The sequence below is a fragment of the Clostridium pasteurianum genome (genome assembly GCF_001705235.1).
Classification (GTDB): Bacteria; Bacillota; Clostridia; order Clostridiales; family Clostridiaceae; genus Clostridium_S; species Clostridium_S pasteurianum_A.
On sequence record NZ_MCGV01000001.1, the window covers coordinates 2,571,714 to 2,585,271 of the forward strand.

The window sequence follows — 13,558 nt, forward strand, 5'->3', positions numbered from 1 at the left end:
TAGTTTTGAAATTTAATAAAATAAAAAATAGTATTTACACAGCATTAATTTTGCATTAAAATTTATTTAATGTAAAGTTTATAAGGGGTGGGTTACATGGAGGACTTTGAGTTCGTAAATGGTGGTATAGAGTTATTGGATTCAGTAAAACCTTTGTGGGAGAAGTTAAATGAGCATCATATGAATAATTCAAAATACTTTTATGATAGATATAAAAATTTTAGCTTTGATGCTACGAGACGTAAGGCTTTTACCAAAGATAATGTTGATGCAGTGAATATAGACTTAATTAAAAAAGATGAGAAATACGTAGGTTACTGCATAAGTACAGTTAAAGATAAAAATGTTGGTGAAATTGAGTCTCTATTTATCGAAAAAGAATGCCGTAAGTTTGGTCTGGGTGATAAGTTAATGACTAGAGCAATTAAATGGCTAGATGATAATGAAGTTAAGACTAAAATATTAGGCGTAGCAGAAGGAAATGAAAATGTATTGGAATTTTATAAAAGGCATGGATTTTATAAGAGAACAATGATTTTACAGCAAATAGAGAAATAAATTTAAATAATTTTATCAAAAGATGTTGACAGTAATCAAAAAATAGTATATGATAATAGTACATTATGAAACGTTTACAAAATAATATTCGGGATTGTTACTGACTAGATCAGGCGAGACCTTGGCTAATGAAAGAAGATATTAGAATGTCTCTTTTCATTAGTTAAGGTTTTTTTATTCTAACTAGTATGCAAATAAATGAGGGAATAGTGATGTTAATTAGAAAAATATTTAATAACAATGCTATAGTAGCCAAAGATTCTAATAATAGTGAATTTGTTGTAATGGGGCGTGGAATTGGGTTTAAGAAGAGTGTAGGGGACAAAGTAAATGAGGATTTAATAGAAAAAGTATTTATCCTTAAACAAAAAGAGGCCTCAGAAAGATTCAAATTGTTATTAGAAGATGTGCCTACAGAATATGTTTCTCTTTGCTATGATATTATTGAATATGCTAAAAATATACTTGGTACTAAACTTAATGACTATATATATGTAACCCTCACTGATCATATTAGCAACACATTAAAGCTGTTTGATGAAGGTATTGTTAACCACAATGCTTTAATTTGGGAGATAAGAAAATTTTATCCCAGCGAATTTAAAGTTGGTCTTAAGGCATTAGAATTTATTGAAGATGAGACTAACAAAAAATTACCTGTGGATGAGGCTGGAAATATAGCACTGCATTTAATAAATGCACAGGTTAATAGTTCATTAAGCAATTTAAATGATATTGCTAGTCAAACTAAAATGATACAAGATATTTTAAACATTGTTAAGTATACTTATAGCATTAAATTGGACGAGAAGTCCATTAGTTATGAAAGGTTTATTACTCATTTAAGATTCTTTTTTCAAAGGATTAAATTAAGTGAAAAAAACAAGAGCAATGGAGAAGATTTTTTATTAAAGCAGGTTAAAGAAAAGTATAAGAAGGCATATGAATGTATGCTTAAAGTACAAAAGTATCTTCAGATGGAATTATCACAGGAAGAGCAATTATATTTAACAGTTCACATTCAGCGTGTTACAGAAAGATAACTAAATAAAATTTTGGATTGTTACTGGTAAAGCAGGCGAGACCAAGGTAGATAGTATAAAGTTTATTATACTGTCTACTGGGTCTCGCCTTTTTATATATTAAATAATGGATTTATAGTACTTATAATTTTAAAATCAAAAGAAAAGGAGAAATTATTATGAAATACGAAAAATTAGCCAAAGACATAATAAAAAATGTTGGTGGTAAAGAAAATGTTAATAGTTTAACCCACTGCATTACACGTTTACGTTTCAAATTGAAAGATGAAAGTAAGGCAAATACAGAAGTTCTTAAAAATATGGATGGAGTTGTAACTGTTATTAAGAGTGGTGGCCAATATCAAGTTGTTATTGGTAATAATGTAGGTGATGTTTTTGATGATGTTATTGCTATTGGTGGCTTTAAATCATCATCAGAAGATCAAGATTCTAATGAAAAAACAGGAGCTTTAAATAAGTTTATAGATATTATATCAGGGGTGTTTACACCGATTCTTGGAGTACTGTGTGCATCTGGTATGATAAAAGGATTTAATGCACTATTTGTTGCAATGCATATACTTAGCGATAAATCTGGTACTTATATTATGCTTAATGCTATAGGTGATGCATTATTTTACTTCTTCCCAATTTTCTTAGGATATACATCAGCTAAGAAATTTAAACTTAATGAATTTGTTGGTATGGCAATTGGTGGAGCACTAGTATATCCAACAATTACAGCTATGACATCAGGTAAAGCATTATACAATGTGTTTACTGGTACTGTAATTCAATCGTCTGTCTATTTGACATTTTTAGGAATACCAGTTATATTAATGAGCTATTCTTCAAGTGTTATTCCTATTATTTTATCAACATACGTAGGAGCTAAAATAGAAAAGGGTTTTAAAAAGATAATTCCAGATGTAGTTAAAACATTTTTAGTTCCTTTCTTTACATTATTAGTTACTGTACCTTTAGCATTTATAGTAATTGGACCAATATCAACTTGGGCAGGAAAATTAGTTGGAGCAGCTACAATTTCTATATACAATTTAAGCCCAATTGTTGCAGGATTATTTATAGGAGCATTCTGGCAGATATTTGTTATATTCGGATTACACTGGGGATTAGTTCCTATACTGTTAAACAACATATCAGTAATGCATTACGATCCAGTTATTGCAACATTCTTTGCAGCTTCTTTTGCTCAGACAGGTGTAGTTGCAGCAATATTAATTAAAACAAAAAATAAGAAATTAAGATCATTAGCTATTCCAGCAGTTATTTCAGGTTTCTTTGGAGTTACAGAACCAGCTATATACGGTATAACTTTGCCACGTAAAAAGCCATTTATTATAAGTTGTATTGGAGCATCAATAGGTGGTGGTATACTAGGAGCTATGGGAAGTAAGATGTATATATTCGGAGGACTTGGTATATTCGGAATTCCATGCTTCATTGGACCAAAAGGAATGGATAGAGGTTTCTATGGTTCAATAATATCAATAATAGTAGCTTTTGCATTAGGTTTCTTAATAATGTTATTTGCAGGATTTAAAGATGATGAAGTTAAAGAAGAAACTAAAAATGATGTTCCTGAGTTAGTAAAACAAGAAGTATTAACTAGTCCAATAAAAGGTGAAGTTAAAGCATTATCAGAAGTAAAAGATGAAGCTTTTTCAACAGGAGCATTAGGTAAGGGTGTTGCAATTGAACCTCAAGAAGGAAAAGTAGTTTCACCAGTAGATGGTACTCTAACAACATTATTTCCAACACTTCATGCCTTAGGAATAACAAGTGATAGCGGCGCAGAGATATTAATCCATATAGGTATGGACACAGTTAAATTAGAAGGTAAACATTTTACAGCTAAGGCAAAGCAAGGGGATCGTATAACAAAAGGACAGGTATTAGTAGAGTTTGATATTAATGCTATAAAGGGAGAAGGATATTCCGTAACAACACCTGTTGTAGTTACTAATTCAGACAAGTATTTAGATGTTATTGAGACTGATAAAAAGGAAATTAGCTATAAAGAAGATTTACTAACAGTAATGATTTAGTTAAGTAAATAAACAAATGATATAAATAGAAAAATTAAAATCTTAAAGATAATAATGAATAATAATAGCCGATTGCATTCTGCAACCGGCTATTATTATTGAATTAACTTTACCAGTTGATTATAGCAACTGAACTGTATAAAACAGGGGGCTATCAACCCCCTGCTTTATTTTGAAAACTTAAACTCTTCTTATTTATTACTTATAATTTTATATATGGTTTGCTACTTCGAAGGCATCCCAGATACCGTACATTATGTTAGATACTTTACGTGCATCTCCTAGAATGTATATCTCTGGTACTTCAAATTCTAATTCTTTGTATAATGAATTTTCTTCTTTGTAACCTACTGAAAGTATTACTGAGTCACATTGAAGTTCTTCTATTCCGTTTTCTGTTTCCATTTTAAGGAATCCGTCTTTATATTCTTTTACCTTTGAATTTGCTTTTACTTCTATACCCTTGAAAGGTATTAATTTTTCAAGCATGTCACTGTTTGCAGAACATAAAGGTCCATTTAGAGCTAGAATTTTACTTAAAGCTTCAACAATTGTTACTTTTTTGCCTTTTTCAGCAAGATGTAATGCAAGTTCACAGCCAACTAGACCACCGCCAACTATAACTGTTGTATTTCCGCAGTCTTTCTTTCCTAGTAATACGTCTGCTGCTGTAAATACTTTATTATCATCTCCAAGAGGGAATACTTTTGGAGTTGAACCAGTGGCAATTATTACACTGTCAAAGTTAGAACTTAAAATTTGTTCTTTTGTAACTTTACTATTTAAGTGAACTTCAACATTCAATTCTTCTAATGTATAAGCATACCAATTAGCTAAAGCTATATCATCCTCTTTAAAGCTTGGTGCTCCACCAGGAATTAGGTTTCCGCCTAGTCTATCATTCTTTTCATAAAGAACTGGTTCATGTCCTCTAAGTGCTAGAACTCTTGCAGCTTCACAGCCTGCAACACCGCCTCCAACTATTAATACTTTTTTCTTTTTAATTATTGGATTAAGTGCATTAGCTCTTTCTTTACAAGCTTGTGGGTTAACTGCACAATTAAGCATTGAATAATGTTGAACACGTCCCATACATCCTTCTTGGCAGGATATACAAGGTCTTATTGATTTACATTTGTTACTTCTTAATTTATTTACGTAATCAGGATCTGCAAGTAATGGTCTTCCAAGTGCTATTACATCACAAGTTCCATCTTCAACAGCTTGGGCTGCCATATCCGGATTGTCCATTCTTCCTGCACATATGATAGGTACATTTACAGTTTCCTTCATTAACTTAGCATATGGTCTGTAAAGTCCTTTCTTTTGGTACATTGGCGGATGATTCCACCACCATGCATCGTAGCATCCAACATCTACATCTAATGCATCGTAGCCATAAGACACAAGTAATTTTGCGGCCTCGACTCCTTCGTCAAGATCTCTTCCTTTTTCAACGAATTCTTCACCTGGAAGTGCTCCATCTCTAAGCTCTTTAATAAAGCTCTTTGGTGAATATCTAAGTGTTACTGGGAAGTCATCTCCACATCTTTTCTTTATTTCTTCAACTATTTCACGTGCAAAGCGAAGTCTATTTTCTAAGCTTCCACCATATTCATCAGTTCTATGATTAAATAATGAAATTGCAAATTGATCTATAAGATATCCTTCATGTACAGCATGAATTTGAACTCCATCAAAACCTGCTCTTTTTGCATTAAAGGCTCCATCTCCAAATTTCTTAACTATAGATTTTATTTCATCTACTGTAAGCGCACGGCAAATTTTATCAAGCCATCTATGTTGAATTGCTGATGGTGCAACTGGAGGAAATTCTCCAAGATTAGTTGGGATAGTAACTCTACCAAATCCACCTGACATTTGTAGGAAAACTTTTGCATTATATGCATGTATTCTTTCAGTCATTTCTTTTGCAGTTCTAACAAATTGAACTGGATTGTGTGTAGGACATGGGCAATTTGGCATACCGTGTTCTTCAACTTCATTATCTACAAAAGTAACTCCTGTAACAATTAAGCCTGTACCGCCTTTTGCTCTTTCAGTATAATAATCGATTCCTCTTTGATTAAAGCCACCTTCAGCATCAGCTAAACCAAGTGGCCCCATTGGAGCTAATGCAAAACGATTTTTTATTTCACATTTTCCAATTTTAATTGGCTCAAATAACTTTTTATACTTGTTCATAAATCACCCTCCTAATTAGCATGATAAGCAATATTTGAGTATTATATAACAGCAAATGTGCTTTCAATTACATTATAATATTTTTCAATTAAACATGTCAACATTTACATGTACAAGTATTCATAATTATATTTCACTTTATATTAGAAAATGATAAAATAATAACAGAAAAAGAATGAGGTGCTAATACATGAGAAATTTAAAGTATGCGATTTTAGGTTTAATAAATAGAAAGCCGATTACAGGCTATGATATAACTAAGGAATTTAATTCTGGGTTAGTAGAATTTTGGTACGCTAGACATAGTCAGATTTATCCTGAATTAAAAAAGCTAACAGATGAAAAGCTAATTTCATATAAAATTGTTATACAAGGTGAAAAATTAGAAAAAAAATTATATACAATAACAGATAAGGGAAAACAATGTTTTCAAAATTGGCTAAAGGAAGATGGTCCATTAGAGGCTACACCTAAAGATGTTTTTAGACTTAAAGCTTATTTTTGCGATGAAATGGATAGCGCCACTATGATGAAACAATTTAAGAGTGCATTAGATAAACATTTTAAGAGATTAGACTATCTACAAAAAAGTATGGATAAGTTTTTGAAGCAAGAAGATACATTTAAATTAGGGTCACCTGAATTTGGAGATTATATTGTCTTAAATGGTGCCATTATAAGGGAAAGGGCCTATGTTGAGTGGTTAAAAGATTGCATAGATAAAATAGTAAAAAGGATGGAATAATATATGCAACTGATAAGGAATATAATCTTAATTATTTTGGGAGGACTAGTATGCAGGGAATCAGATATTTTATGAATGGTTCAGGTGGAAATATAGAAGTGAAAAAGTGTTATAATACAATTCATTCTTGTAAAATGCATTTTCACAATGAAATATCTATTGGGTTTGTTAATAGAGGATGCTCTAAAACTGAAATATATGATAAGAATTATGAAGTTAGATCTGGCACTCTTTTGATGATCCCAGATAACATGCCCCATAAGTGTACTCCACATGATTATAATAATTGGGAGTTTACTATGTTTTATGTTGATAAAGAATGGTTTAAGGAAGAATTTAGTTTTGAGAATATTGAGTTTTCATATGTGAATTTGGATGAAAATATATTTTTGAAAATAGACAGATTATTTAGTGAAATTGAAAAAAACGAAATGAGTATGGAAAGCGAATGCAGTCTTATAAAATACATTTCAATGTTTAATCACTCAGAATTAAATTATAAAAAACTTCCAAAAATCTCGAGGATTAAGGAAGTTAAAAAATATTTAAAAGATAATTATTTAAGTGATTTAAAACTCAATGATTTATCTAAAAAAGCTAATGTAAGTAAATATTATCTCATAAGAAGATTTGAACAATACTATGGCTTGTCTCCACATCAATATATGATAAACCTCAGAATAAATTATGCTAAAAAGCTGCTTAAACACAATAAGGATTTTACAGATATAGCTCTCGAGAGTGGATTTTATGATCAAAGCCATTTTACAAGATATTTTAAGGAATATACTGGTGTCACACCAATGGAATATAAAAGATGCATTTAAGACATTTTTATTTCAGAGTCCGCAGAGAACCTGTCATTTTATTGATGGCTTTTTTGTCTCCATAGATGCATATTCCAAAATAATTTAGAGCATCAAATTCTGTATGTGATAATTTTTTCATGTAGTCATCATAATCTTTACACTTTTGAGCTACATCATTAAAACCTATTACAGTAAGTTTATCATTATATTCTTTAATGCAAGTTGTATAAATGTTTTTTATTTTATCGCTTTCTGCTTCAAGTATTGGCAATGGAATATTTATTACTCCTTTATGGATTATATTGCTTTTATCTGTAACCTCACTTCCTACTATGTCTTTTATATAGTGGTTAAGGCTGCAGCCTAAAATTGCAGCTGTGTTAGCTATCATGCCGATAGGTAAGTTTTTATCAATAATTATGATACATTTAGTATTTTCGTAATTCATTTTAAGAACCTCCTGTGTTTTTTAAAATTATAATATGCATATAAAAGTTTATATAGTAAAAAATTGCTTTTTACGCAAAAATACTTTGACATCAAAGTTTATTTGCTGTATAATTAGTTTGATGTCAAAGTAATTTAATAAAGGAGCGATTGAATATGAATATAGAAAAAGTTAAAGAAGTCTTAAAACCTGGAACTACAGGATATTTTGCTACAGCAAATGGAGAACAGCTAGAAGTTAGAGGATGGCAGTTTCAGTATGCTGAAGGAAATAAATTTTATTTCGGAACTAATAATACAAAAAATGTGTATAAGCAAATGCAGGTAAATAACAATGTTGCTTTTGCTGGGGTAAGTAATGGTTATAATATTAGAATTTCAGGAAAAGCATTATTTATTACAGATGCAAAAGAAAAAGAAGAAGTTTTTTCGAAAATAAGTAAGGAAGTTCAAGGAATGTATAAGAGTGCATCAAACCCTATATTGGAACTCTTCTACATAGAACATGGAGAGCTTAAGATAAGTAAGGGATATGAACCTTTTGAGGTAGTAAAATTTTAAGAAATAGCAAAATATATGAGAAGAAGCAGCGTTAGCAGAGCTGCTTCTTTTTTAAACTCAGAAAATGTGGATAATATAAGATTGCTTGTTATAACGAAAAATAAAATAGCTCTTGATATGTATAGAAAAAGAGGATTTAGGGAAAATGAAATCATAAGCTACTGGTTTTCTATATAGCAGTGAGGATACAAATAACAATTTGTACCCCCACAAATGAAAAGTTTATATAGTAAAAACTATCTGCTAGTTTTATTACTACGAGACTTCTGATTTAATTTTTTTGTTTCACTTAAAGAACTGTCAGAAGAACTACCTGAATAACCAGCCATATTAGAAAAAGTACCGCTCATGCCAGCAGAACCTATTGGTGCATCTTTTGCTCTAGATTCAGCGTTTAATTGTCTTGCTTGCTGTAAATCGGCATCTTGAGTGCTATTTGAAAAACTAGATGAAGAACTGCTTCCACTCATTGATTTTTTTGCAGCGGCTTCAGAATTCAATTTTTTTGCTTCTTGTAAATTAGGATCTGCGGCACTATTTGAAAAAGCACTGCTTGCTGATGATGTATTACCAGCTTTAGAACTAAATTTTTTTGAACTACTAAAAGTTTTATTCATGTTTTGCTCTCTCCCTTTTTATATTATCAAATTGAACTCAATAGCTCGGTTCCTTAATAGCATAACCAATTATATATAATCTATGTTGAGTAACTTCTTCATACATAGGTAATATTTAATTCCTTTGGAGATATTGAAAATGATATTATATCAAGGAGAGTATTTATGACAAAATTAGTTTTCTATAGGACAAGTGATTTCAATATCATTCCCTTCACTATCTGTAAATTCTAGAACTGAATTTGTACCTATTTTTGTAAGAGGAAAGACGATTGGACAATTTAATTCCTTAAGTTTTTCCTCAATTAAATCAATATCATTTACAGTAAAACTTGGAAGGCAATTGTTACCAAAGTTTTTTTTCTCACCTGTTTTGTAATTTGCAAATAATCCGTATCTGAATCCATTAATATCAAAAACACTGTATATATCATTTCTTTCAGTGACAGCTTGTCCTAATAATTTTTCATAAAAATCAATGGCTCTGTTCATATCTTTTACACATATGTAAAGTGAGTTTATTTCAAAGGATAGATTCATATAGTAAGGCTCCTTTTTAGATAAAAATTTTAATATTCAAAAAAAGGAAATTTCAAAATACATGAAACTTCCTTTTTATATTAGACTAAAATAGTTTACTTACTGCTATTATTAAGGTATAATTAAAAATTGGCACAATACAAACAAGTATATCATTAATTCTAAATTATGCAATAATTATATCATAGTTTAGAGCAATGTGTCAAGTGATTAAAAAAATACAGGAGAGTGATGTTAAGTGAAAAGTGAAGGAGAAGAATTGCAATACCTTCAGAAAACTATTGATATTATTAATAAAAATTTGAAAAATGAAGAAAAGGAAATTAAATTTAAAATAAAGAACGTAATATCTTCGAGAAAAGAAATGTGGCAGGAAAATGTGCATTTCTCAGATGATTTTGATAGGATACCAGAGATGAATCAGTATTTATCTGAAGTTAATAAAGAGACTGTAGATTACATTTCAAGAAAAAATAAAATAAATAAGTACAAGAAGATGATAAAATCACCGTACTTTGGAAGGTTTGATTTTTTAGAAAAAGACTCTGAAGATTTAGAAAAAATTTATGTAGGAGCTTACAGTTTAATGGATGATGAGAATGATGAAATTCTTGTATACGATTGGCGTGCTCCAATTTGCAGCATATTTTATCGATGTGAAAATGGCAAGGGCAGCTATGTATCTCCAGTTGGAACAATTTCTGGAGATGTACTTTTAAAGCGTCAATATAAAATTCAAAATTCAAAACTTAATTATTATTTTGATAGCAATGTGTTTATAGGCGATAAAATTCTTCAAGAGGTTTTAAGCCAAAATTCATCTTCTAACATGAGGAGTATAATACAAACTATACAAAAAGATCAAGATGTAGCTATAAGAGATACAGAAAATGAACTTTTAATAATACAGGGTGTTGTAGGAAGTGGAAAAACATCCATAGCGCTGCATAGGATCGCATATTTACTGTACGAAGGGTTAGAAAACAGAATTACAAACAATGATGTAATTATAATTTCGCCTAATGTAATATTTGGAAAATACATTTCTAGTGTTTTACCAGAACTAGGAGAAAAAAGTGTTAGAGAAATAACTTTTGACGATATTGCAGATAAACTTTTAGAAAAAAGATTTTTAATTGAAAAAAGACATGAACAATTAGATAATATAATTTCTTCCCAGGGATGTAGAGAGTATAATGTAAAGCTTGAAGGAGTAAAATTTAAAGGCTCACAAGATTTTGTGAAATTAATGGATAAATTGATAAAGTATGCTGAACGTTCATATATTCAATTTAAGGATGTATATTATGATGGAAAAATAATTGAAACAAAGGATCAGCTTGAAAATTTTTTCTTGAACAATAAAACGAATATGCCAGTGACAAAACGTTTAAAAAGAATTGAAAATATGATATTTAATAAGGTGCATTCTCTAAGAAAGGTAAGGCTTGCTAAAATTGAAAAGGTTGTAGCAAAAGCTGGCAATCATCCCTTAGAGATAAAAAGCTTCAGTAGACTTCTTGCTATTAGAGAAGCAAGAGTATTTTCAAAGAATTTAAAGAGCTTTACAGAAATAGATTACTTTGATTTATATAAATTGATTTTTGAGAATGAAGAACTTTTTATGAGACTATCAAAGGGTATACAATTACCAGAGAATATAGAATATATAATTGAAAGAACTAAAGATAATATCAGAAACAAAAAAATTTCATATGAGGATTGTGCTCCTCTTTTATATTTAAAAATAAAGCTTGAAGGTAATAATAACTTTGAAGGAATTAAGCAAGTAGTTATTGATGAGGCTCAAGATTATTATCCAATTCAATATGAGGTGTTTAAAAGCTTATTTAAAAATGCTAGATACACAATACTCGGAGATTTTAATCAAACCCTTGAAAAAAGTGGGGATGTAAGTATTTATAATACAGTTCAGAAAATATTGAATAAGAAAAAATCCGCAAAAATTTTTCTTAATAAGAGTTATAGAAGTTCACTTGAAATTAATGAATTTTCTAAAAGAATATTAGATAGTAATGCAACCATAGAACCATTTGAAAGACATGAGCAAAAACCAAAAGTTATTTATGAAGAAAATCTTGGTCTTATGGATGAGGCTATTGCAGAAGAAATTAAAAAATTTTATAGTGAAGGATACGAAACTATTGCAATAATTTGCAAGACAATTAAAGCTGCAAAAGTAATTAAAGAAAACCTAAAAAAGTTTATAAAGGTGGAAGTATTAGATAATGCCGATATGGAATTTAATGAGGTGCCGGTAGTAGTAGCAGCTCATTTATCAAAGGGATTAGAATTCGATGTGGTAATTTTATATGATGTTTCTGAAAACAATTATAAAACTGAGTTTGACAGAAAACTTATATATATATCATGTACTAGAGCACTCCATAGATTAGAATTATATTATACAGGGAATAGAAGTAAATTTATTAAGTAATATAAGCTTTAATTTCTTAATATGGCCTTAATAGTAGCTTTTATTTGAGTATAAACGGGTATATACTTAGATAAGCGAATGGTATCGTGTGCAATAAAGAATTGGGGTGAATAAATTTGGCTACAGATATGACAAAAGGAAATATATCAAAGCATCTAGTAAGATTTGCTGTACCACTAGTTTTAAGTAATATATTTCAACTCACCTATAATGCAGCAGATTCAATCATTGTAGGGCGATTTGTTGGGAAAAATGCTCTGGCGGCGGTTGGAACTGCTAGTCCAATTATGAATATAGTAATATTTTTTATAAATGGAATATGCTTAGGAGCTTCTGTTCTTATGAGTGAGTACTTTGGAGCAGGAGATATAAAGAAGTTAAGAAGAGAAGTTAGTACAACTTTAGTTGCTGGTTTTATATTTACAGTTACCATGATTATTTTATGTGTTACTTTTACAAAGCCGATACTTAGTTTAATACGAACTCCGGAAGAAATTATGGGACAAACCTCTTTATATCTTAGAGTTATATTTTTAAGTCTCATTTTTACATTTTTGTACAATATATATGCTTCAGCTTTAAGAAGTATTGGAGATTCTAGAAATCCACTTATTTTTTTAGCAGTGTCCGCTGTTTTAAATGTAATTATGGATATTATTTTTGTAGTGTTTTTAAAAATGGGAGTTTTAGGTTCAGCAATGGCGACAGCTACAGCTGAAATGATGTCAGCTATATTTTGTATAGTTTATGTTTACAAGAGAATACCTATTTTGCAATTTTCACTTAAAGAAATGAAGTTAGATAGGAGCCTTTTAAAGATAACAGTAAATTACAGCTGGGTAACTGCAATGCAGCAGACATGCTTGTATGTGGGAAAATTTCTTATACAGGGAGTTGTAAATACACTTGGCGTGGATACCATTGCTGCCTTTAATGCAGTAAATAAGGTGGACGACTTTGCATTTGCACCACAGCAAAATATAAGTAATGCAATGACAACTTTTATAGCACAAAATAGAGGAGCCAAAAGGAAGGAACGTATAAAAAAAGGCTTTTCAGAGGGTATGAAAATAGAAATGGCATATTGGGTTATGCTTGCCATAGTAGTTTATTTTGGAGCACCTCATATAATTAGATTGTTTGTTAAGGGCAGCGAAATTAAAGTTATAACACTTGGAATAAATTATTTATGTCTCATGGCTGTTTTTTATGTAATGCCAGGTTGGACAAACGGTATTCAGGGATATTTTAGAGGCGTTGGAAATATGAAAATCACATTAAGATCGACTTTTATGCAGATGCTTGGGAGAGTAAGTTTAGCGTACATACTTGCACCTAAAATTGGCATGGTAGGAATTGCCTTAAGCTGCTTTGGAGGATGGGTAGTAATGCTTGCCTATGAAATACCATTTTTTATAAAGGACATAAGAATTAACTGATAAGTTGTGACTTATTAGTGAAATTTAATTTAGCCATGTATCAGAATTCTGATACATGGCTAAATTAGTATTTAAAGCAAAGCTAACT

13 protein-coding genes are annotated in these 13,558 nt (G+C 30.3%); 9 read left to right on the forward strand and 4 right to left on the reverse strand.

Going from position 1 to position 13,558, the window contains the following annotated elements; translation table 11 throughout:
• Positions 1 to 96 precede the first annotated feature (96 nt).
• From BEE63_RS11460 to BEE63_RS11470, 3 genes are all read left to right on the forward strand, one after another.
• On the forward strand, positions 97 to 558 hold the full coding sequence (locus tag BEE63_RS11460) for a GNAT family N-acetyltransferase (RefSeq protein WP_066021516.1): 462 nt from the start codon (positions 97 to 99) through the stop codon (positions 556 to 558).
• A 212-nt stretch (positions 559 to 770) separates the two neighbouring features.
• A complete protein-coding gene (gene licT, locus BEE63_RS11465; protein WP_066021517.1) occupies positions 771 to 1,601 on the forward strand; it encodes a BglG family transcription antiterminator LicT in 831 nt (276 codons plus the stop codon).
• 158 nt (positions 1,602 to 1,759) lie between these two features.
• Positions 1,760 to 3,649: a beta-glucoside-specific PTS transporter subunit IIABC gene (locus tag BEE63_RS11470; RefSeq protein ID WP_066021518.1), complete on the forward strand. Its 1,890-nt coding sequence runs from the start codon at positions 1,760 to 1,762 to the stop codon at positions 3,647 to 3,649.
• 210 nt (positions 3,650 to 3,859) lie between these two features.
• Here BEE63_RS11470 and BEE63_RS11475 read toward each other — a convergent pair whose 3' ends face one another.
• Entirely contained in the window at positions 3,860 to 5,854 is a 1,995-nt protein-coding gene (locus tag BEE63_RS11475) for an FAD-dependent oxidoreductase (protein ID WP_066021519.1), read from the reverse strand.
• A gap of 190 nt (positions 5,855 to 6,044) precedes the next feature.
• On the opposite strand from BEE63_RS11475, the gene BEE63_RS11480 reads away from it, so the two are divergent.
• Both BEE63_RS11480 and BEE63_RS11485 read left to right on the forward strand, forming a co-directional pair.
• Positions 6,045 to 6,599 (forward strand): PadR family transcriptional regulator, encoded by a 555-nt coding sequence (locus BEE63_RS11480; RefSeq protein ID WP_066021520.1) that lies wholly within the window; start codon positions 6,045 to 6,047, stop codon positions 6,597 to 6,599.
• Positions 6,600 to 6,649: 50 nt separating this feature from the next.
• Entirely contained in the window at positions 6,650 to 7,426 is a 777-nt protein-coding gene (locus tag BEE63_RS11485) for an AraC family transcriptional regulator (protein WP_066021521.1), read from the forward strand.
• A gap of 7 nt (positions 7,427 to 7,433) precedes the next feature.
• On the opposite strand, the gene BEE63_RS11490 is transcribed toward BEE63_RS11485, so the two are convergent.
• Positions 7,434 to 7,856, reverse strand: coding sequence for a DUF2000 domain-containing protein (locus BEE63_RS11490; RefSeq protein WP_066021522.1), 423 nt, complete (start codon positions 7,854 to 7,856; stop codon positions 7,434 to 7,436).
• A 155-nt stretch (positions 7,857 to 8,011) separates the two neighbouring features.
• Between BEE63_RS11490 and BEE63_RS11495 the strand changes: the two genes are divergently transcribed.
• Together BEE63_RS11495 and BEE63_RS21695 are read left to right on the forward strand one after the other, a co-directional pair.
• Positions 8,012 to 8,416 (forward strand): pyridoxamine 5'-phosphate oxidase family protein, encoded by a 405-nt coding sequence (locus tag BEE63_RS11495; RefSeq protein ID WP_081312525.1) that lies wholly within the window; start codon positions 8,012 to 8,014, stop codon positions 8,414 to 8,416.
• A 15-nt stretch (positions 8,417 to 8,431) separates the two neighbouring features.
• Positions 8,432 to 8,593, forward strand: coding sequence for a hypothetical protein (locus BEE63_RS21695; RefSeq protein WP_157797111.1), 162 nt, complete (start codon positions 8,432 to 8,434; stop codon positions 8,591 to 8,593).
• Positions 8,594 to 8,652: 59 nt separating this feature from the next.
• Here the strand turns inward: BEE63_RS21695 and BEE63_RS11500 are convergent, their stop codons facing one another.
• Together BEE63_RS11500 and BEE63_RS11505 are read right to left on the reverse strand one after the other, a co-directional pair.
• Positions 8,653 to 9,033 (reverse strand): hypothetical protein, encoded by a 381-nt coding sequence (locus BEE63_RS11500; RefSeq protein WP_066021523.1) that lies wholly within the window; start codon positions 9,031 to 9,033, stop codon positions 8,653 to 8,655.
• A 174-nt stretch (positions 9,034 to 9,207) separates the two neighbouring features.
• Positions 9,208 to 9,573 (reverse strand): VOC family protein, encoded by a 366-nt coding sequence (locus BEE63_RS11505; protein WP_066021524.1) that lies wholly within the window; start codon positions 9,571 to 9,573, stop codon positions 9,208 to 9,210.
• Between the two features lie 238 nt (positions 9,574 to 9,811).
• On the opposite strand from BEE63_RS11505, the gene BEE63_RS11510 reads away from it, so the two are divergent.
• Positions 9,812 to 12,031 carry a HelD family protein gene (locus BEE63_RS11510; RefSeq protein WP_066021525.1) on the forward strand — a complete coding sequence of 740 codons (2,220 nt, stop codon included), beginning with the start codon at positions 9,812 to 9,814 and terminating at the stop codon, positions 12,029 to 12,031.
• Positions 12,032 to 12,147: 116 nt separating this feature from the next.
• A complete protein-coding gene (locus BEE63_RS11515; protein WP_066021526.1) occupies positions 12,148 to 13,470 on the forward strand; it encodes an MATE family efflux transporter in 1,323 nt (440 codons plus the stop codon).
• The last annotated feature ends 88 nt before the right edge of the window (positions 13,471 to 13,558 follow it).